Raw genomic sequence first — 19,300 nt, forward strand, 5'->3', positions numbered from 1 at the left:
CTCCGGTGCGTGGCTCCGGTTGGCGCTGGTCACTGCGTTTGCGCAGGTCAAGATGGGTGGCGTAACCCTGGCGTAATGCGGATCGGGGTAGCGTCGCCATCGTGGAATCCCAGTCGCCGCGGGCCGAGCGGGCTCGCCGCATCGCCGACGTGCTGCGCCAGCGCATCACCTCGGGCGCGTTCGACGCCGGCCCGTTGCCCGACGAACACACCCTCGGCACCCAGCTCGGCGCGACCCGCAACGCCGTGCGCGAAGCCTTGTCCCTGCTGCGCGCCGAAGGCCTCGTGGAACGGCGCCAGGGTGTCGGAACCCTTGTGGTGCACCCGAAGTACGGCCACGGCCTTGACCGCCTCGCCGGCCTCGCCGAAGCCCTCGACGGCCACGGCGACGTGGTGAACGAGGTCCGCTCCGCCGAGGTCGGCACGCCACCACCCGCGATCGCCGAACGCCTCGGCCTCGCCCCCGGCGCGCCCGCCGTACATCTCGAACGCCTGCGCCGCCTGGGCGGCGTGCCCCTGTCCCTCGACACCACCTACCTGGCCGCCGACATCGGCCTCCCGCTCCTCGACCACGACCTCGCGGGCCGCGATTTGTTCGCGCTCATCGAGGAAACGAGCGGTTGCCGCCTGGGCCGCGCCGACGTGGTCGTGCACGCGGTGTCCGCCGGGCCGGACACGGCGGCGCTGCTGGACATCGCCCCCGGCACGGCCGTGTTCGCCCTCGACCGGCTCACGTACTTGACCGACGGCCGGCCGGTCGACGCGGAGACGCTGCACATCCGCGCGGATCGGCTGACGTTGCGGGCCACGGTGCATCGGGGGCCGGCGTGAGGGTGGATTCGGTGTTCGCGCTGCGGGGTTTGGCGGGAGGGCTCGGTGTCACGGCGGTTGGTTCGGATCGTGCCGCGGTGCGTGATGTGCCTCCGGGCGCCGTCGGCTGTGCCCTTGGCGAGCTCCGGTTGCCTCGGGAGCCGGCATGACCACCGACCTGCTCCTCGCGTTCTTCGGTCTGATCGGCGGGATCGGCATCACCGCGATCGGGCCCGGGGGTGTGGTGCCGACGATCGCGTTGTTCCTGTTGACGCCGCTGGCGCCGGCGCAGGTGGCGGGGACGGCGATCGTCACGCACGTGGCCACGGGGGTGGCCGGGAGCGCCGCGTATGTGCGGTCCGGGCAGTTGCGGCGGGACCACACGCGGAGGGTCGCGGTGCTGCTGGCGGGGTCCGCGGTGGTGGGGACGCCGGGTGGGGTGGTGCTGAATTCGCTGGTGTCCGCGCGGTGGTTCGGGGTGGTGCTCGGGGCCTTCGCCGTGGTGGTCGCCGTGCTGGTGCTGGTGCGGCGGCAAACCGTGGGCCGCGAGCCGGCGACGGGCGTGGTGGTGGCGGTTGGGGTCGCCGTGGCGGTCGCGGCGGGGCTGGTCGGGGTGGGTGGGCCGATGTTGACCGTGCCGATCCTCGTGGTCGCCGGTCTGCCGATGCTGGAGGCGCTCGCGGCGGCGCAGGTGCAGTCGGTGGTGATCGCGGGCGCCGGGTCACTGGGCTACCTCGTGCACGGCGCCATCGACTGGCGGCTGGCCGCCGTGGTGGGCGTTCCGGAGCTCGCCGGCGTGGTGCTGGGCTGGAAGATCGCGCACGCGCTGCCGACGAAGCGCTTGCGGGCGGCGCTCGTGGTGGCGTTGCTGGCCGCCGCGCCCTACCTGGTGCTGCACGGCTGAAAGGCGGCTCCCCGCGGGGGAAACGAGGAGCCGCCATCCCGGGTTCAGCGGTCGAACGGCAGCTGCACCACCGGTCCCGGCCGCACGACCCAGCCCTGGCCGACAGCGTCCACTTCGGACTCCGACAGCGCCCGGCGGTAGAGCCGCGTGTCGTCGAGAGAGCCCGCGAAGCGGTTGGCGCCGTCGAGGCGTTCGCCGAGCTGGAGCTGGAACGAGACGGTCTCGCTGACCGAACCGGGCGAGTCCGGCCCGGACGCCGCGAGGACCCCGTCGACCCAGATCTTCAGGGCGCCACCGGTGCGTTCGAGGGCGAGGTGGTGCCACTGCTGGTCGTCGTAGGCCTGGGTGGTGGTCACGGACTTGCTGCCCGCCGCCGTGGTCATCATGGCGATGAGGCGGTGCGACGCGGGCTCGCCGCGCAGCCACAGCTGCGGCGCGGTGGTGCCCATGCCGCCGAGCCACAGCAACGCCTGCGGGTCCTTCGAAGCGCCGTGGCGGAACGACGTGGTGAACGTGAAGTCACCCGCACCCGGCAGCTGCGCCGGTGAGTACGGGACCCGCACGAAATCGTCCACGCCGTCGAGCTGCAGCGAGCCGCCCGAAACCGAAGCGCCGCCGAGCACGTACGCCACCCCGCCCGGGCGGGCGACGTCCGGGGTCGTCGGACCCGCGGAACGCCGCCACCCCAGGTAGTTCTCGTCGAAGCGCGCGAAGCGGATCTCGTCGCGAGCGTCGACCGCACCGCCTTCGTACATCAGGCCGATCTTCGCGTCGCGCTCGCGCGGCCCGCTCAGCTGCACCAGGTCGGAGTAGCCGGACCAGTCGCCGGTCACGCGCGTGCCCTGCTCCGCGTCCTCCCACGTGCGGCCGTTGTCGTAGGACGAGCGCACCATCATCCAGCGCCGCCGGTCGGTGACCGACGGCGAGGCGAACAGGATCCGGTCCCCGCCCGGGCGCTCCAGGCGCAACAGCGAACCCTGCACCATCGGCGTGACGAGGTCGGGGATGGTGGTGAAGCGCTTGCCGAACGTCTGGCCGCCGTCGCGGCTCAGTGCGTAGTCGCGGTTGCCGACGTCGGTGCCGCCCTGTTCGCGTCCGCCGGCGTAGATCGTGCCGTCGGGCAGCTCGACGACACTGACCTCAGACGGCTTCTGCGTATACGTGCCGCCGACCGGGTGCGGGTAGCTGTCCACGGCGCCGACGTGCCAGCTGCGGCCCGAGTCGTCGCTGTAAATCAGCGCCGCGTGGTTCTCGACGGAGTTGGTGCCGTCGCTGCGTTCCGCGTTCACGCCGAACACCAGCCGCCCGGCGTGGCGGCCGGTCGTGAGCTGGATGCCGTGCACCGGACCCGAGGCGTACCACGAGTCCCACGCCGGTAGCTTCGCCTGCGCGCTGATGTCCACCGGTGCCGACCACGTCAGGCCGTCGTCGTCGCTGTACTGCGAGTGCGGCGTGCGCGGGCACGGCACATCGCAGGCCTTGTCGTCGTCGCGGCCCTTGTTGTACGTGGTGATCAGCACGATCCGGCCGGTCCGGCTGTCCACGATGGGCACGGGGTTGCCGTGCGTGTCGCCGCCGCCGGGGTTCACGACCTGCAACGGCGACCAGGTGGCGCCGCCGTCGGTGGAACGCTTGAGCACGAGGTCGATGTCGCCGGTGTCACCGCAGTTGTCGCGCCGGCCTTCGGCGAACGCGAGCAGCGTGCCGTGCGTGCTGCGGACGACCGCGGGGATGCGGAAACAGGCATACCCGGTTTCGGTGTGGGGGTTGAAGAGCACCTGCTGGTCGAACTGCGGAACCGGCGCGGGTGTGGCCCGCGCGGCCGCCGGCACCAGCACGCCGGACACCAGCACCATGAACGCCAGTGCCCAGCGGAGCATCGGTCTCATCTCCCGTTTTCCCTTCGGCTAAGTGAAACTCCCCAGCAGAACGGCCACCCCACGCGGCGCCAGCGGCACCGCTGCCGTCGGGCGGCGCGGATCGGTGAGCAGGTCGGGCGCGGGGGAGGGCAGCGTGATCGTGACCGCCTCCGCGCCGTGGTTGAGCAGGAACAGGTACTGCTCGCCGGCGCCGTGGCGCACCACCGCCTGCACGCCCTCGGGCAGGCCGGGCAGCATGGGGGAGACCCCGGCCTCGGCGGTGATCCGGTCGAACAGCGCGCGCATCGCGGCCGCGTCGGGCCGGGTGGCGAGGTACCAGGAGACGCCTTCGCCGTAGGTGTTACGCGTGATCGCCGGACGGCCCGCGAGCTCACCGTCGGCGAAGGTCGTGACCACGGCGGCGCCCTCGGTCTCCACCCACTCCGACCAGATCGTGGCGGAAGCATCGCCCGGCGAGAGCCCGATCGAGCCCCCTTCCGGCAGCGGCCAGAACTCGTCCACCTTGAGCCCGAGCACCTCACGCAGCGGCGCCGGGTAGCCGCCGAGGTACGCGCGGTCGTTTTCGTCGACGATGCCGGAGAAGAACGACACCACCAGGTGCCCGCCACCGGCCACATAGGACCGCAGGTTCTCCGCGGCGCGTGCGTCCATCAGGTACAGATTCGGCACCACCACGAGCTGGTACCCCGACAGCTCACGTGTCGGGTGCACGACGTCGCACGTCACGTCGGCGTCGAACAGCGGCGCGTAGTGCGCCAGGTGCGCGTCGAGCTGACGCAGGTCGTCCGACGGGTGCGAGTCGAGCTCCAGCGCCCACCAGCTGTTCCAGTCGTGCAGGATCGCCACGTCGGCCTTCACGCGGCTGCCCGCCAGCTGCGGTACGGCCGCGAGCTCACGGCCGAGGTCGGCGACCTCGCGGTAGGTGCGCGTGTCGCGCCCGCCGTGCGGCACCATCGCGGAGTGGAACTTCTCGGCGCCGCCGGAGGTCTGGCGCCACTGGAAGAACAGCACGGCGTCGGCTCCGCGCGCCACGGCCTGCCAGCTGCCCAGCCGCATCGAGCCCGGCGGCTTGGGGCCGTTGCGCGTGCGCCAGTTCACCGCGCTGGGCGCCTGTTCGAGCAGCAACCACGGCTGTCCGTCCTTCGTGGACCGGACGAGGTCGTAGGCGAACGCCGCTTCGACGTGGCCGCGCGGGTCGTACGGGTCGGGGTAGGAGTCGAGGCTCACCACGTCCTCGTGGGGGGTCCAGGAGTGCCAGTCGAGCGCTTTCTGGACCAGGCCCACGAAGTTGGTCGTCACGGGGACATCCGGGGTGAGCCGCGCGAGGACCTCGCGCTCGGCGAGGTAGCAGCCGAGCGACGCGTCGGAGGAGAACCGCTGGTAGTCCAGCTGCTGCGCCGGGTTCGGGAACGTCGGGGCCACCCGCGGCGGCTCGATCTCGGCCCAGTCGTCGTAGCGCTGCGACCAGAACGTGGTGCTCCAGGCCGCGTTGAGCGCGTCGACGCTGCGGTACCGCTCACGCAGCCACTCGCGGAACGCCGTGGCCGAGACCTCGCAGTAGCACGCCCGTATGTGACAGCCGAACTCGTTGCCGATGTGCCACATCTTCAGCGCGGGGTGCGCGGCGTAGCGCGTGGCCACCTGCTCGACCAGCCGCGCCGCGTGCTCGCGGTACACCGGGCTCGACGGGCAGAACTGCTGGCGGGCACCCGCCGAAAGCCGCGTGCCGTCGGCGCGCACCGGCAGGATTTCCGGGAAACGGTGGGAAAGCCACGGCGGCGGTGAGGCCGTCATCGTCGCCAGGCACGCGTCGACACCGCCGGCGGCGAGCTTGTCCATCACCGTGTCGAACCAGCCGAAGTCGTACTCGCCGGGCCGCGGCTCCACCTGCGCCCACGAGAAGATGCCGACCGTGACCATCGAGACGGACGCCTCGGCCATCAGCTCAAGGTCCTCCTCCCAGACCTCGGGCGACCAGTGCTCGGGGTTGTAGTCGCCGCCGTAGTGCAAGCCCGCCATCTAGAGCAGCCCCGCTTCCACGAGCTTCTCCTTGATGCGCAGCAGTTCGTCGCCGTTGAGCGGCAGCTGCGGCGGCGCCATCACGGCGTTGTCGATGAACCCGCGCATCTTCATCGCCGCCTTGAACGCGCCGAGCGCCGCCGAGCCGCGCCCCATCCGGCTCGGCGGCGCGACGTCGGTGATGCCGAACAGCGACAGCAGCCGGTCCTGTTCACGGCTCGCGGCGCGCGGGTTTCCCGAGCGGACGTGGTCGTGGATGAGCACGTAGCCGACCGGGTCGACGTTGCCCAGCCCCGGCACGGCCCCGTCGGCACCGAGCGCCAGCGCGGAGTCCACGAGCAGCTCCGAACCGGTGAACACGGCGAAGGTGTCGAGCCCGCGTTCCCGGCGTTCTTTGAGCACGAAGCGGAAACCGGCCTCGTCGCCGCTGGAGTCCTTGAGCCCGACGATGACACCGTCTGCCGCGAGGCCCAGCACGAGCTCGCGGTCGAGCTTCGTGTGCACCGCCACCGGGATGTCGTAGGCGAAGATCGGCAACGCCGTCTTCTCGTGCAGCAGCCGGAAGTGCCGGTCGATCTCGGCCACGTGCGTGCGGGTGTAGTACGGCGCGGTGACCACGATGGCGTCGGCACCGGCCTCCTGCGCGGTCTTCACGTGCTCGGCCACGCGCAGGGTCGTCATGTCGATACAGCCGGCCAGCACCGGCACGCGGCCGGAGACCTGGTCCACGGCCGTCTCGATCGTCACGCGGCGCTGCGCGTCGGGCAGGAAGGCGACCTCGCTGGACGAGCCGAGCACGAAGATGCCGTGGACACCGGCGTCGAGCTGGAACTCGATGTGGCGGCGCAGCGAATCGGTGTCCACAGTGAAGTCGTCGTTGAACGGCGTGCACAGCGGCGGGATGATGCCGGCGAACTTCGTCGCGGTCATGAGGCGTTCACTCCGGTGGTGATCTCAGGGTGGGTCTCTGGGTGGATGCAGCGGTAGCTGTGCCCGGCGACCTCGGTGAGCGGCGGCAGCGCCGCCGCGCACTCGGCCGTGGCCTTCGGGCATCGGGTGTGGAACGCGCAGCCGCTCGGCGGCGCGGTCGCCGACGGCACGGGTCCACTGAGGACGATCGGTTCGACCGGGTGCAGCAGGCTCGGCGTGGCCGAGAACAGCGCTCGCGTGTACGGGTGCCGAGCGCCGTCGGGCAGGTCCTCGGCGGCGGCCTCCTCGACGATCCGCCCGAGGTACATCGTCACGATCCGGTCGCTCATGCGCCGCACGGTCTGGATGTCGTGCGACACGAAAAGCATGGCGAGACCGAGCTTCTCGCGCAGGTCGATGAGCAGGTTGAGGATCTGCGCGCGCACCGACACGTCGAGCGCGGACGTCGGTTCGTCGGCCACGAGCAGCGACGGCCGCAACGCCAGCGCCCGCGCGATGGCCACGCGCTGGCGCTGCCCGCCGGACAGCTGCGCGGGCAGCGCGTCGGCGACACTGCCCGGCAGACCGACCAGGCCCATGAGCTCGCTCACCCGCTCGGCGCGTTCGGCGGGTGTGCCGACGCCGTGCACGTCGAGCGGGTCACGCAGGATCTTCGCCACGGGCAGGCGCCGGTTGAGCGCCGTGGCCGGGTCCTGGAACACCAGGCCGACCTGGCGGCCCAGCTCGGCCGGGCGCAGTCCCGAGAGCGGTTTCCCGCCGTAGCGCACAGTTCCCGCGGTCGGTTTCTGCAGCCCGACGAGCACCTTGGCGAGCGTGGACTTGCCGCAGCCGGACTCGCCGACCACGCCCACCGTCTCGCCGGCGGCGATCTCCAGGTTCGCGTCGGTCAGCGCGTACACGTTGTCGCTCCCGAACAGGCTCGCCGCGCGGACGCGGTGCACCACGTGCACGCCGTCGACCTCGACCAGCGTCATACCTGTGCTCCTTCCACGACGGCCGGGGTCGTGCGTTCGGCGGGGTAGTGGCAGGCGACGAGGTGCCCGTTCCCCTCGGGTTCGGGTGCCACCTCGAAGCAGTGGCCGCGCGCGGCCGGGCAGCGGTCGGCGAACCGGCAGCCGGGCGGGAAGTCGGCCGGCGCGGGCACCACACCCTTGATCTGGGTGAGCGTGGCCTCGTTCTCCTCCAGCGACAGCACAGCGCTCAGCAGGCCGCGCGTGTAGTGGTGCCGCGGCGAGCCCACGACCTCGGCCGTCGCGCCCGTCTCGGCCACCTGCCCGCCGTACATGACCACCACGCGGTCGGCGACGTCGGCGACCAGCGCCAGGTCGTGCGACACGAGGATCAGCGCGAACCCGAGCTCTTCCTGCAATCGCAGCAGCAGCTTGATGATCTGCGCCTGCACGGTCACGTCGAGCGCCGTGGTGGGCTCGTCGGCCACGATCAGCTTCGGGCTGCGCGACAAGGCCATCGCGATGAGCACGCGCTGGCGCTGTCCGCCGGAGAGCTCGTGCGGGTAGGACCGCAGCGTGCGGCCCGGGTCGAGGTTCACCAGTTCCAGCAGTTCCTGCGGCGTGCGCGTGCCGCCGCGGCGGGTGAACTGCTTGAGCTGCGCGCGGATCGTCATCGCCGGGTTCAGGGAGCTGAGCGCGTCCTGGTAGATCATCGAGATGTCGTGGCCGAGGTGGCGCCGGCGCGTGCCCGCCTTCATGGTGAGCAGGTCGTCGCCCTCGAACAGGATCTCGCCCGACAGCCGCGCGGCACCCGGTTGCAGGCCCATGATCGACAGCGCGGTGAGCGACTTGCCGCACCCCGACTCGCCGATCAGCCCGAGAACTTCGCCCGAGCGCACGGTGAACGAGACGCCGTCGACCACGTTCACCCCGCGGTGCCGGTCGGGGAAGCTGATCGCGAGATCCTTGACCTCGAGAACCGCCCGGCGACCGGTGAGATCCCGGGCCCGCGCGGCCAGCCGTTCGCCGGCTTCGAGCAGCCCGGCGAGCGGCAGCACCGGCGCGGTGTTCTCCGCGGCCTTCTCCGCCTCGATCTTCTTGGCGACCTCACCCGCCTTCGCGTTGCGGGCCGAAGGCGCGGCCCACGCGTCGGAGATGCCTTCGGAGAGGATGTTGAGCGCCAGCACCGTGATCAGGATCAGCAGGCCGGGGAACAACGTGGCCCACCAGCCGCCGGTGAGCACGAGGTCCTTGCCGTCGGAGAGCACCGAGCCCCAGGAGGGGTTCGGCGGCTGGATGCCCGCGCCGATGAACGACAGCGACGCCTCGAACACGATCGCGTCGGCCACCGTCACCGTGCAGTACACGAGGATCGGCGCGGCGCAGTTGACCGCGACGTGCCGGGCGAGGATGAACAACCGCCTCGCGCCGATCACGCGCTCGGCGTCCACGTAGTCCTCGCCGTACTGCGCGAGCACGTTCGCCCGCACCACCCGTGCGACCGGGGCCATGTTGAGGAACCCGATGGCGAGGATCAGCACGAGGATGCCGCGGCCGAACACCGCCACCAGCACCGCGGCGAGCGCGATGCCGGGGAACGCCATGATCACGTCCATCACGCGCATGACCACCGCGTCGGTGCGGTGCCCGGACGTGGCGGCGAACGAGCCGATCACCACACCGGCGAGCAACGCCAGCACGGTGGCGCCGAGGCCGATCGCCAGCGACCACCGTGTGCCGGCAATCAGGCGCGAGAAGATGTCACGGCCCGACTGGTCGGTGCCGAACCAGTGCGCGGCGCTCGGGCCGCCGGTGTCGGTGCTCAGGGCGTCGGGGTTGTGCGTGGCCAGCAGCGTGCCGAAGATCGCGACGAGCGCGAGCACCACGAGCAGGCCGAGCGCGAGCCACGAGGTGAGCGGGAGTTTCCGGAACCGCACACCCGGCCGCGAGAGCCGCGCCGTGAGGTTCGGGTGCAGGACGGGGCGCATCAGGAGTGGCTCCGCAGTCGGGGGTTGGCGATGAGGTAGAGCACGTCGACGATGAGGTTCACGAGCACGAAGCCCACGGCGATCGTGATCACGAAGCCCTGGACCTTCGCCGTGTCACCGTCCTGCACGGCCTGGATCATGTTCTGGCCCATGCCGGGCAACGCGAACATCGTCTCGATCACCACCGCGCCGCCGAGCAGGTAACCGACGCGCAGGCCCAGCACGGTGAGCGGGTTGACCAGGGCGTTGCGCAGCACGTTGCGGCCCACCACGACCACGGGCGGCAGACCGCCGCCGCGGGCCGTGCGCACGTAGTCCTTGTCCAGCTCTTCCACCATCGACGTGCGGATCACGCGCGTCAGCTGCGCGGCCACCGGCAGCGACAGCGAGATCGCCGGCAGCGTGAGCGAGTTGAGCCAGCCCGACACCGAGTCGGTCGGGCTCACGTACCCGCTGGTGGGGAACAGGCCTTTGCCCACGGCGAGCCACTGCACGAGCAGCAATGCGATCCAGAACGCCGGCGCCGCGACGCCCGCCAGCGTGACCACCCGGATCACGTGGTCGGGCCAGCGGCCGCGGAACAGCGCCGACGTCACGCCGAGCACGATCGACAGCACGAGCGCGATGACCAGCCCGAACAACGTGAGCTGCACGGTGAGCGGGAGTGCGGTCGCGATGGTCTGTCCCACCGGCTCCTTGGTGATCACGCTGGTGCCGAAGTCGCCTTGGGCCAGGTGCCACACGAAGTGCACGTATTGCAGGGGCAGGGGATCGAGCAGCCCGTTGGCCTGGCGGAACTGGTCGAGCTGCGCCTCGGTCGCGTTCGCCCCGTTGAACGCGGCGAGCGCCGGGTCCACGGGGGAGAACTGCATCACGATGAACACGAACAGGATCACGCCGAGCAGCAGCGGGATCAGGGCGAGGATGCGGGAGGCCAGCATCCGCACGACGACGATCACGGTAGGGGTCCTCCCGCGTCAGACCGGCTTGGCCTGGTTGAGGTAGATGCCGGGGTAGCCCTGCGCGCGCACGCCGGTGATCGCCTTCGGGTCCCACGCCGTGCCGAGCTGGGTGAACACGATCGGGTAAATCACGGCCTGCTCGGAGATCAGGTCCAGCAGCTGCTTGTTGAGCCCGTTGCGCTTGGTCTCGTCCTGCTCCGCGGCGGCCTGGTTCTGCAGGGCCAGGAGGGCCTGGGTGTCGGCGTTGTTCCAGCGCGCGTACTTGGTCATCATCAGCGAAGCGGCGTCGTAGTAGTAGCGGATGAGCAGGTCGGGGTCGTTGCCGAACTGCATCGGGTTGTTCGTGGTGGACACGACCTGGAAGTCGTTTCCGTTGTCAAGCTTGGAGAACAGCGCCTTCGTGTCCTGCGAGTCCAAAGTGGTCTCCACGCCGATGGCGTCCCAGCCCTCCTTGATCACCTTCACGCAGTCGAGCACGAGCGAGGTGTTGGTGGTGGACAGGGAGATCTTCAGGTTCGTGACGCCGGCCTCGGCCAGCAGCTGCCTGGCCTTCGCCGGGTCGAACTCGAAGCTCTGCGACGCCGGCTGCGACTGCGGCAGCTTCGGGTTGATGAACGATGTGCCCGCCGTGCCGGTGCCGCGCAGGCCGATGTCGATCATCTTCTTCTTGTCGATGGCGTAGTGCAGCGCCTGGCGCACGCGCTTGTCGCCGAAGGGCGCGTGAGCCGTGTTGAACATCAGGTACAGGTTGTTGCCGCCGTCGGCGAATTCCACGGTGCGGCCGGCCTTGCGCAGCTGGTCGGCGTTGGCGGCCGGGATGTTCTCCACGATCTGCGCGTCGGGCTTCGCGCCGGAGATCGCGGCCACGCGCGGCGCTGAATCCACAATGGACTTCCACAGCATCTTCTGGTACGCGGCGGGCCGTGGGCCGTTGTAGTCAGCGAACTTCTCGAACGAGGTGTGTGACAGCGGCGCCTGCTCGGTGACCTTGTACGGGCCCGAGCCCACGACCTTGCCACCCGCGGCGAGCGGCCAGTTGTTCTCGAACACGTGCTTGGGCAGGATCTTGCAGGTCTGGATCCGCTGCAGCGCGTAGGGGAAGGGGAACTTGAGCACGAACTCGACCGTGTGGTCGTCGACCTTCTTCACCTCCTGCAGCCACTGGGCGAAGAAGCTGTGGATGAGCACGTTCTCCTTCGCGTCGAGCGCGCGGGCGTAGGTGAAGACCACGTCGTCGGCCGTCACGGGCTGCCCGTCGTGCCACTTGGCGCCGTCACGCAGCTCGAACTCGATGCTGGTGCCGCTCACGTCGGCCGGCAGCGCCTTGGCCAGGCCGGGGAACGGGGCTCGCGTGACGGGGTCGCCTTCGACCAGCGATTCGTAGCTGTGCAGGATGGCGGCCATGGAGAACGCCGACGCGGTCTGCAGCGGGTCCCACGACTGGTTGTTGCCGTAGCCGACGACAGCGGTGAGGGAATCGGTGGAGCTACCGGTCTTGTTCGTCGACGCGGGGCCGCCGCAGGCGGCGATGGTCGACGAGAAGGCGGCGGTCGCGCCCACGAGGCCCGCGTAGCGCAGCAGCGTGCGCCGGTCGAACGCGGGGCCGGTCCCCATGGCGGTTCGGGACATCGGTGTCTCCTGACTGTGTGTGTCGCCCACCAGAAGTCATCAGAAGTAGGACGTGGGACGTCCTATGACTTCGCCGAACCCTAGAACTCCTCCGGGTACCGGTCAAGGGGACGGCGCGTTTTCGGCAGCCGGCCGGGATCTCCCCGGGATTCGACGAGGTATGACGTAGGATGTCCTTTGATGGCGACGTGCCAGCGAAGGAAAGAAACATCCGGGGAGACTGTTTTGGCGCGCCCGCAACGCAGTGAAGAGATCACCAAGCGGATCATCGATCTGATCATCGATCGCGACCTCCCGCCGGGCGCGCCGATGCCCACGGAGCTCAGCCTGATGGAGGACATCGGGGTGAGCCGCAACTCGATCCGGGAGGCGATCAAGGCGCTGCAGGCGCTGGGCATCGTCGAGATCCGCCACGGGTACGGCACCTTCGTCGGCTCGGCCGGCTCCGAGGCGCTGCAGACCTGGCTGCTGTTCCGCACGCGCACCCGCGGCGCGAGCGACGCCGGCCGGCTGCGCGACTTGCTCGAGGTGCGCGAAATGATCGAGACCGAGCTGACCAGCCGGGTCGCGCTGTCGCACCGGCCCGAGCTGATCTCGGAGCTGGAGGACTGCGTCGCGCGGATGCGCCGCAAGGGTCCCGATTCGGCCGTGGCCGACCGGGAGTTCCACGACCTCATCTGCGCGGAGGCGGGTTTCGACCTGGCGCGCGAGCTCACCGGGCTGTTCTGGGACGTCTACCGGGCGGCGGAAGCCGAGCTCGGCGGGCCGGCGTCGTCGCCCGCGGGCACCGCCAAGCGGCATCAGGCGATCGTCGACGCGCTGGTCTCCCGCGACGGCGACGCGGCGGCCGAGGCCGTGCACCGGCACTTCGACGAGGTGCGCAAGCGGGCGAAGGCCGGGCGCTACGGCGGGTTCGGCGAGGCGCGGCCGGTGGAAGCCGACTCCGTGGTGCTGTGAGCCGGCGGCGTTGTTTCTCCGTGGTGCTGTGACCAGGTGACGTCCCGCGCGACTTCATACACTGGGCGGCGACGGGGAGGTGCGCCCTGGACGCAGTCGAGGTCGGGATGCTGTCGCGATCCGCCGCGGCCGACGACGACGTGACGGCCGCGATCACCGCCGTGGTGAACACCGTCTACCAGAACGCCGAGGCGGGGCTGTGGGCGGGCGACGCGCCCCGGGCGAACGCGGCCGAGGTGGCGGGGCTCGTCGAGGCGGGCGAGATCGCCGCGGCGCGCCTGGCCGGCCGGATCGTCGGGTCCGTGCGCGTGCGGACGGTCGCCGACGGCGCCGGCGAGTTCGGTCTGCTGGCCGCCGCCCCCGATGTGCAGGGCGCGGGTGTCGGGCGCGAGCTGGTGCACTTCGCCGAGGCGTACTGCCGGCAGCTGGGCCACCGGCGGATGCAGCTGGAGCTGCTGGTGCCGCGGTCGTTCAGGCACCCGTCGAAGGACTTCCTCGCGGCCTGGTGCACGCGGCTGGGGTACCGCATCGAGGAGAAGTCCACGGTGGAGGACGTGTACCCGCACCTCGTGCCGCTGCTGGCCACCCCGTGCGACTTCTTCGTGTACCGCAAGGACTTTACTACCGGGTAGGCACACGGCGCGTGGCCTTTCGGACACGTCTCGTTATGCGCGGGTTCATCCGGGTGTGGTGCCTGCGCAATTCTGGTGGTCATGGATCGTCGTTTGCACTTCGTGGGGACGCTGCCGCAGTTCGCGGACGCGGCAGAGGCGTTCCGGTGGCAGCGCGGCGAGCTTGCCGGGCAGCTGCGCTGGATCAGCGGCGGTGAGACGGGCAAGCGCTTGCAGTGGTTCGTGCCGGTGGTCAAGGAGCTTAAGCACACCGCCGGTGTGCGCGTGGTCAAGGACGGGGACTGGACCGGCTACGACGACACCGACCGGCTCGTGGCGAAGCGGCTGGACCCGGCGCGGATCCCGCTGCACCTCGCCGAGGACGCGCTCGCCGAGCTGGAGCTGCTGCGCGCGGCCGGCACGCCCGCGACGGCCGAGCAGCCGCTGCAGGTGGGTGTGCCGGGCTACCTCGACATGGCGTTGTTCATCTTCGGCCCGCTCGGGGTGTTCAAGCACGCCCGCGCGTTCCTGCGGGCCGCGAGCACGCAGATCGAGCGCGTGCAGCTCGCGGCAGGCGACCGGGTGGTGTTCCAGCTGGAGCTGCCCCTGGCGTTGATCGCGGTGACCGCCGCGCCGCCGCCGTTGCGCCGGGTCCTGGCCGAGGTGATGGCCCGTCTGGTCACGCGCCAGGCGGCTCGGGCGCCGGAAGGCACCCGCTTCGGCGTGCACCTGTGCTTCGGCGACCTCGGCCACGGCGCGCTGCGCCAGCCCCGCTCGGCCGCGCCGGTGGTGGCGCTCGCCAACGCGATCGTGCGCCGCTGGCCGACGCGGCGCCCGTTGGACTACGTGCACCTGCCGATGTCCGGCGGCGACGAGCCACCGCCGGTCGACGCCGCCTTCTACGCGCCGCTGCGACACCTGCGGCCCGGCCCGGCGGTCGTCGTCGCGGGCATCGCGCACGAACGGCAGGACGAGGCCGCCCAGCTCACCGTGCGCGACCACGTCGAAACGGCGCTGGGCCGGACCGTGGACGTCGCCACGTCCGGCGGCCTGGGCCGGCGTTCGCCCTGGGAGGCCGACGCGGCCGTGGCGCGCATGCGGTCCCTGCTGTGAAAGCGCCGCGTTTCGGGTACTGAGGACCTTGTGACGACACGACTGGACTGGGTGGCCCTGGTGCGCCACGGCCGGAGCACGGGGAACGTGGCCCGCGAGGTCGCGGAGGCCGCCGGGCACGAGGTGATCGACCTCGCGGAGCGCGACGCCGACGTGCCGCTCGACGAGCTCGGCGAGCGGCAGGCCCGCGCGGTCGGCCACTGGCTCGCGACGGCCCGGCCCGATCTCGTGGTGGCCTCGCCCTACCTGCGGTCCCTGTCCACGGCGCGGCTCGCGCTGGCCGCGGCGGCGGAGTGCGGCAGCTGGGCGCCTTGTGAGCTGCGCGTGGACGAACGCGTGCGCGACCGCGAACTGGGGGTGCTCGACCTGCTCACCAGCCACGGCGTCGCCGCGCGGATGCCCGACGAGCAGCGGCGCAAGGAGCGCCTGGGCAAGTTCTACTACCGGCCGCCGGGTGGCGAGTCGTGGGCGGACGTGGTGCTGCGGGTGCGGTCCGTGCTCGCGGACCTGCGCTCAGAAAATCACAGCTTCGAAAACCTCATCGCCGATAATCACAGCGCCGATAATCACAGCGCCGATAGTCACGGCGCCGAGGCGCCCGGCAGGCGGGTGGTGTTCGTGGCTCACGAGATGATCGTGTTCGCCTTGCGCTACGTCCTCGAATCCGTGCCGGAGCGTGACTTGCTCACTGCGGCCGCGCGCACGGACGTGCCCAACGGCTCCGTCACCGCGTGGCAGCGCGACGCCGGTGGTGCGTTCCGCCTCACGCTCGCCCAGGCGACCGGGCACCTCGCCACCCTGCCGAGCTGAGCCGTCGGCGGGAGGATGGGTACAAGATCACCGACGGCGGAAGGGAAACCATGAAGCTCGACCTCGACGGCAGGACGGCGCTCGTCACCGGGTCCACGCAGGGGATCGGCGCGGCGATCGCCGCGGGGCTCGCGCGGGCGGGCGCGCGGGTGGTGGTGAACGGGCGCGGAGAAGCCGGCGTGGCGAAGGCGATCGAGGAGCTCGGCAGGCAGGTGCCCGACGGTGATTTCGTGGCCGGCGCGGGCGACGTGACCACCGACGAAGGCGCGCACGCGGTGCTGGAGGCCGCCGGGCGGGTCGACATCCTCGTGAACAACCTCGGCATCTTCGGTGCGCGGGAACCGCTGGAGATCACCGACGACGACTGGCGGCGCTACTTCGAGGTCAACGTGCTCGCGGCCGTGCGGCTCACGCGGTTGACGCTGCCCGCCATGACCGAGCGGGGCTGGGGGCGCGTGCTCAACATCGCCAGCGACTCGGCCGTGGTGATCCCGGCCGAGATGATCCACTACGGCATGTCGAAGACCGCGCTGCTCGGGGTTTCGCGGGGGTTCGCGAAGGCGGCGGCGGGGACCGGCGTCACGGTCAACTCCGTGATCGCCGGGCCCACGCACACCGGGGGTGTCGAGGACTTCGTCTACCAGCTCGTGGACAAGAATCTGCCGTGGGAGCAGGCGCAGCGGGAGTTCATGAAAACGCACCGGCCGCAGTCGTTGCTGCAGCGGCTGATCGAGCCCGAGGAGATCGCGAACCTGGTGGTGTACCTGAGCTCACCGCTGGCTTCGGCGACCACCGGTGGCGCGGTCCGCGTCGACGGTGGTTACGTGGACTCGATCCTCCCGTAGGGGCTCAGCGCCCGCGTGGCTCGCCGAGGCGGTCGCGGACCTGCCGTTCGACGAGCACGGGCAGGAAACTGCGCACGCCGGCGTCGTCGAAGTGCCGGCGTTGCGCGGTGATCGTGCGGCTGATCTCGGTCTCGCGCGAGCTGCCGTACTCGTCGACGAGCCGTGACTTGAGCGCGGAGAAGCTCTCCTCTTCGCCCAGGAGCATGAGGTCGTCCATGCCTTGATGGGTCATCGCCGTCCCTTTCCGTGGTTTCGGCCCTGGGTGGTTGCTGCCCGCGACGGACCTTGCTCAAACGGCGGGCGAACGTGTGGACCGGGGTCGAAACGCCTGGTGTCAATTTTGACCAGGTGGTAGAAATTCAGGCGACACGGCGCTGCGGGCGCCGAACCGCGAGGCCAAGGAGCTGGAATGGGCAAGCCCTCCGTGCAGCTGTACTCGGTGCGTGACGCGTTCGCGGCCGACCCGGCGGACACCCTGCGGCGGCTCGCCGCGATCGGGTTCACCCAGGTCGAGCCGTACGGCGTGGTCGAGAACGTCGCGGCGCTGTCCGCCGGTCTGCCCGCCAACGGGCTCACGGCGCCGACCGCGCACGCGAAGCTGATCGGTGAGGACCAGCACGCCGTGTTCGCCGCCGCGAAGCAGCTCGGCATCGCCGTGGTGATCGATCCGCTGGTGAAACCGGAGCTGTGGCAGGACCTCGCGGACATCACGGCCACGGCGGAGGCGCTCAACGCCGCCGCGAAGGTCGCCGAGGAGCACGGCGTGCGGGTCGGCTACCACAACCACTGGTGGGAGCTCGAGTCCCGGATCGAGGGCCGCAGCGCGTTCGAGGTGTTCGCCGACCGGCTCGACCCGGCGATCGCCCTGGAGGTCGACGCCTACTGGGCCACCGCGGGCGGCGAGAACGCGCCGGAGCTGCTGCGCCGGCTCGGCTCACGGGTCCACGCCATTCACGTGAAGGACGGTGCGCTCGCCACCGACGCCTCCGGCCAGGTCCCGGCCGGCCAGGGCAGCGTTCCACTCGCCGACGTGCTCGCGGCCGCGCCCGACGCGCTGCGCGTGGTGGAGTTCGACCGCTACGACGGCGACATCTTCGACGGCATCGCCGCGAGCTTCGGCTACCTCGAGGGTGCGCGGTGACGTCGGGGCCGGTCGGCGTCGGTGTGATCGGCGCGGGGGTCATCAGCGACACGTACCTGGAGAACCTCACGAGCTTCCCCGACGTGCGCGTGTTGTCCGTCGCCGATCTCGACGTGACCCGCGCGCAGGCGCAAGCGGCGAAACACGGTGTGCCGCAAGGGGAAACCGTCGCGTCACTGCTCGCTAACCCGGCGATCGAGCTGGTCGTGAACCTCACGATCCCGGCCGCGCACGTCGAGGTCGGGCTGGCGGTGCTCGACGCGGGCAAGAGCGTGTGGACCGAAAAGCCGCTCGCGCTCGACCGGCAGACGGGCCGCAAACTGCTGGATCGCGCGCAGGAGAAGGGATTGCGCGTGGCGAGCGCCCCCGACACCGTGCTCGGCGCCGGCCTGCAGACGGCCCGGCGCGCGATCGAGGCCGGCCGCATCGGCGAACCCCGCACGGCGCTGGCGCTGTTCCAGACACCGGGTCCGGAAAGCTGGCACCCGGCGCCGGAGTTCCTGTTCCAGCACGGCGGCGGCCCGCTGCTCGACATGGGGCCGTACTACCTCACGGAGCTCGTGCAACTGTTCGGCCCGATCCACAAGGTGACCGGCGCCGGTGGCCGCGCGCGCGACACCCGCGTGATCGGCTCCGGTCCGCGGGCCGGCACGGCGTTCGCGGTGACCGTGCCGACCACGGTGACCGCGCTGGTCGAGTTCACCCGCGGTGGCAGCGCTCAGGTGGTGCTGAGTTTCGATTCCGCCTTGACCCGCACGGGTTTCGTCGAGGTGTCGGGTGCGCTCGGCACCGCGGTGCTGCCGGACCCGAACCGCTTCGACGGCTCCACGAAGCTGCACCTGCTGGGCGCTGCCGGGCCCGAAGAGCTTGCGCCGTCGGGACATCCGGCCTCACGCGGCACCGGTGCGCTGGAACTGGTCCGCGCGATCCGGGCCGGGGTGCCCGAACGCGCGTCGGGGGAGCTGGCCTACCACGTGCTCGACGCGATGCTCGCCATCGACGAGTCGATCACCCGCGGTCAATCCGTGGAGGTGGACAGCACCGTCGACGTGCCGCCCGCGCTGCCGGACGGCTGGGACCCGTACGCGGCCACGCTCTAGGACCGGTTTTCGGGGTCCAGCGGGACGGTGAGCAGTGTCCGCAGGTAGAAGCGCAACGAGCCCACGAGGTCGACGTCACCGGGGGTGGTGAGCCACTGGACCTGCAACCCGTCCATGAGCGCGATGAACGTGAGCGCCGCGAGATCCGGGTCGACACCCTCGCGGAGCTCACCTGTCGTGGCCAGGAGCCGGAACGAGCCGATCACGCTCTCCCGCGCCTCCCGGTAGTGCTGCACGAAGTACTCGTGCGCGGGGTGGTCGGGCGCCACGGCCTCGGCCGCCAGCCGCGAGTACAGGTCGACGATCCGGGGGTGGCGCACGTTGTGCTCGGCCAGCGCGACGAAGTGCCGCAGCACCTCCAGCCCGGGCGCCACGGTCAACTGCTCCCGCTCGGAATCCTCGGCATCCCGCCGCTCCAGCACGGCGGCGAGCAGCGCTTCCTTGGTGGGGAAGTAGTACAGGACGCCGGCGTGACTCATGCCGACCCGCTTGGCGATCTCCCGCAACGACGACCCGTGGTACCCGGCCTCGCCGTACACGACGGCCGCCGCGGAGATGATGTCCTCGCGGCGAATCCGGCCCTTCAAATACCCCCCAGTCACGGGAGGCTGCTCGATTCGGCAGCGTGCATGACCACATTCTGCCGCAGGGA

General features: G+C 71.0%; 18 protein-coding genes. 9 read left to right on the forward strand and 9 right to left on the reverse strand.

Annotated elements, in window-relative coordinates:
- Positions 1–101: 101 nt before the first annotated feature.
- A complete protein-coding gene (locus ACWEOE_RS28205) occupies positions 102–830 on the forward strand; it encodes a GntR family transcriptional regulator (protein WP_452014305.1) in 729 nt (242 codons plus the stop codon).
- Between the two features lie 145 nt (positions 831–975).
- The gene (locus ACWEOE_RS28210; RefSeq protein ID WP_452014307.1) at positions 976–1,713 is read left to right on the forward strand and encodes a sulfite exporter TauE/SafE family protein; all 738 of its coding nucleotides are present in this window, start codon (positions 976–978) and stop codon (positions 1,711–1,713) included.
- A 44-nt stretch (positions 1,714–1,757) separates the two neighbouring features.
- Here ACWEOE_RS28210 and ACWEOE_RS28215 read toward each other — a convergent pair whose 3' ends face one another.
- The 7 genes from ACWEOE_RS28215 to ACWEOE_RS28245 are packed head-to-tail and all read right to left on the reverse strand — an operon-like array spanning position 1,758 to position 12,071.
- A complete protein-coding gene (locus ACWEOE_RS28215; RefSeq protein ID WP_452014309.1) occupies positions 1,758–3,602 on the reverse strand; it encodes an exo-alpha-sialidase in 1,845 nt (614 codons plus the stop codon).
- A gap of 18 nt (positions 3,603–3,620) precedes the next feature.
- Positions 3,621–5,612, reverse strand: a complete 1,992-nt coding sequence (locus ACWEOE_RS28220; protein ID WP_452014311.1) for a beta-galactosidase — start codon at positions 5,610–5,612, stop codon at positions 3,621–3,623.
- Entirely contained in the window at positions 5,613–6,542 is a 930-nt protein-coding gene (locus ACWEOE_RS28225) for a dihydrodipicolinate synthase family protein (RefSeq protein ID WP_452014313.1), read from the reverse strand.
- Positions 6,539–7,516 carry an oligopeptide/dipeptide ABC transporter ATP-binding protein gene (locus ACWEOE_RS28230; protein ID WP_452014315.1) on the reverse strand — a complete coding sequence of 326 codons (978 nt, stop codon included), beginning with the start codon at positions 7,514–7,516 and terminating at the stop codon, positions 6,539–6,541. The genes ACWEOE_RS28225 and ACWEOE_RS28230 overlap by 4 nt, the downstream gene beginning before the upstream one ends.
- Positions 7,513–9,480: a dipeptide/oligopeptide/nickel ABC transporter permease/ATP-binding protein gene (locus tag ACWEOE_RS28235; protein ID WP_452014317.1), complete on the reverse strand. Its 1,968-nt coding sequence runs from the start codon at positions 9,478–9,480 to the stop codon at positions 7,513–7,515. Before ACWEOE_RS28235 ends, ACWEOE_RS28230 begins: the two co-directional genes overlap by 4 nt.
- Positions 9,480–10,439: an ABC transporter permease gene (locus tag ACWEOE_RS28240; protein WP_452014319.1), complete on the reverse strand. Its 960-nt coding sequence runs from the start codon at positions 10,437–10,439 to the stop codon at positions 9,480–9,482. Before ACWEOE_RS28240 ends, ACWEOE_RS28235 begins: the two co-directional genes overlap by 1 nt.
- Positions 10,440–10,457: 18 nt before the next feature.
- Complete coding sequence (locus tag ACWEOE_RS28245) at positions 10,458–12,071, reverse strand: ABC transporter substrate-binding protein (protein WP_452014321.1); 1,614 nt, start codon at positions 12,069–12,071, stop codon at positions 10,458–10,460.
- A 225-nt stretch (positions 12,072–12,296) separates the two neighbouring features.
- Between ACWEOE_RS28245 and ACWEOE_RS28250 the strand changes: the two genes are divergently transcribed.
- The 5 genes from ACWEOE_RS28250 (at position 12,297) to ACWEOE_RS28270 (ending at position 16,407) form a co-directional block, all read left to right on the forward strand.
- Positions 12,297–13,028 carry a FadR/GntR family transcriptional regulator gene (locus tag ACWEOE_RS28250; RefSeq protein ID WP_452014323.1) on the forward strand — a complete coding sequence of 244 codons (732 nt, stop codon included), beginning with the start codon at positions 12,297–12,299 and terminating at the stop codon, positions 13,026–13,028.
- A gap of 107 nt (positions 13,029–13,135) precedes the next feature.
- Complete coding sequence (locus ACWEOE_RS28255) at positions 13,136–13,660, forward strand: GNAT family N-acetyltransferase (RefSeq protein ID WP_452014325.1); 525 nt, start codon at positions 13,136–13,138, stop codon at positions 13,658–13,660.
- 81 nt (positions 13,661–13,741) lie between these two features.
- On the forward strand, positions 13,742–14,752 hold the full coding sequence (locus ACWEOE_RS28260; protein ID WP_452014327.1) for a hypothetical protein: 1,011 nt from the start codon (positions 13,742–13,744) through the stop codon (positions 14,750–14,752).
- Positions 14,753–14,782: 30 nt separating this feature from the next.
- Positions 14,783–15,562, forward strand: coding sequence for a histidine phosphatase family protein (locus tag ACWEOE_RS28265; RefSeq protein WP_452014329.1), 780 nt, complete (start codon positions 14,783–14,785; stop codon positions 15,560–15,562).
- A gap of 50 nt (positions 15,563–15,612) precedes the next feature.
- Positions 15,613–16,407 (forward strand): SDR family NAD(P)-dependent oxidoreductase, encoded by a 795-nt coding sequence (locus ACWEOE_RS28270; protein WP_452014331.1) that lies wholly within the window; start codon positions 15,613–15,615, stop codon positions 16,405–16,407.
- Between the two features lie 4 nt (positions 16,408–16,411).
- Here the strand turns inward: ACWEOE_RS28270 and ACWEOE_RS28275 are convergent, their stop codons facing one another.
- On the reverse strand, positions 16,412–16,639 hold the full coding sequence (locus tag ACWEOE_RS28275; protein WP_452014333.1) for a three-helix bundle dimerization domain-containing protein: 228 nt from the start codon (positions 16,637–16,639) through the stop codon (positions 16,412–16,414).
- Between the two features lie 177 nt (positions 16,640–16,816).
- Between ACWEOE_RS28275 and ACWEOE_RS28280 the strand changes: the two genes are divergently transcribed.
- Both ACWEOE_RS28280 and ACWEOE_RS28285 read left to right on the forward strand, forming a co-directional pair.
- Positions 16,817–17,548 (forward strand): sugar phosphate isomerase/epimerase family protein, encoded by a 732-nt coding sequence (locus ACWEOE_RS28280; RefSeq protein WP_452014335.1) that lies wholly within the window; start codon positions 16,817–16,819, stop codon positions 17,546–17,548.
- Positions 17,545–18,648 carry a Gfo/Idh/MocA family protein gene (locus ACWEOE_RS28285; protein ID WP_452014337.1) on the forward strand — a complete coding sequence of 368 codons (1,104 nt, stop codon included), beginning with the start codon at positions 17,545–17,547 and terminating at the stop codon, positions 18,646–18,648. Before ACWEOE_RS28280 ends, ACWEOE_RS28285 begins: the two co-directional genes overlap by 4 nt.
- Here ACWEOE_RS28285 and ACWEOE_RS28290 read toward each other — a convergent pair.
- Entirely contained in the window at positions 18,645–19,250 is a 606-nt protein-coding gene (locus tag ACWEOE_RS28290) for a TetR/AcrR family transcriptional regulator (RefSeq protein ID WP_452014339.1), read from the reverse strand. The two genes, ACWEOE_RS28285 and ACWEOE_RS28290, sit on opposite strands and share 4 nt — an antisense overlap.
- Positions 19,251–19,300: the final 50 nt, after the last annotated feature.

Source organism: Amycolatopsis sp. NPDC004368, assembly GCF_053602515.1.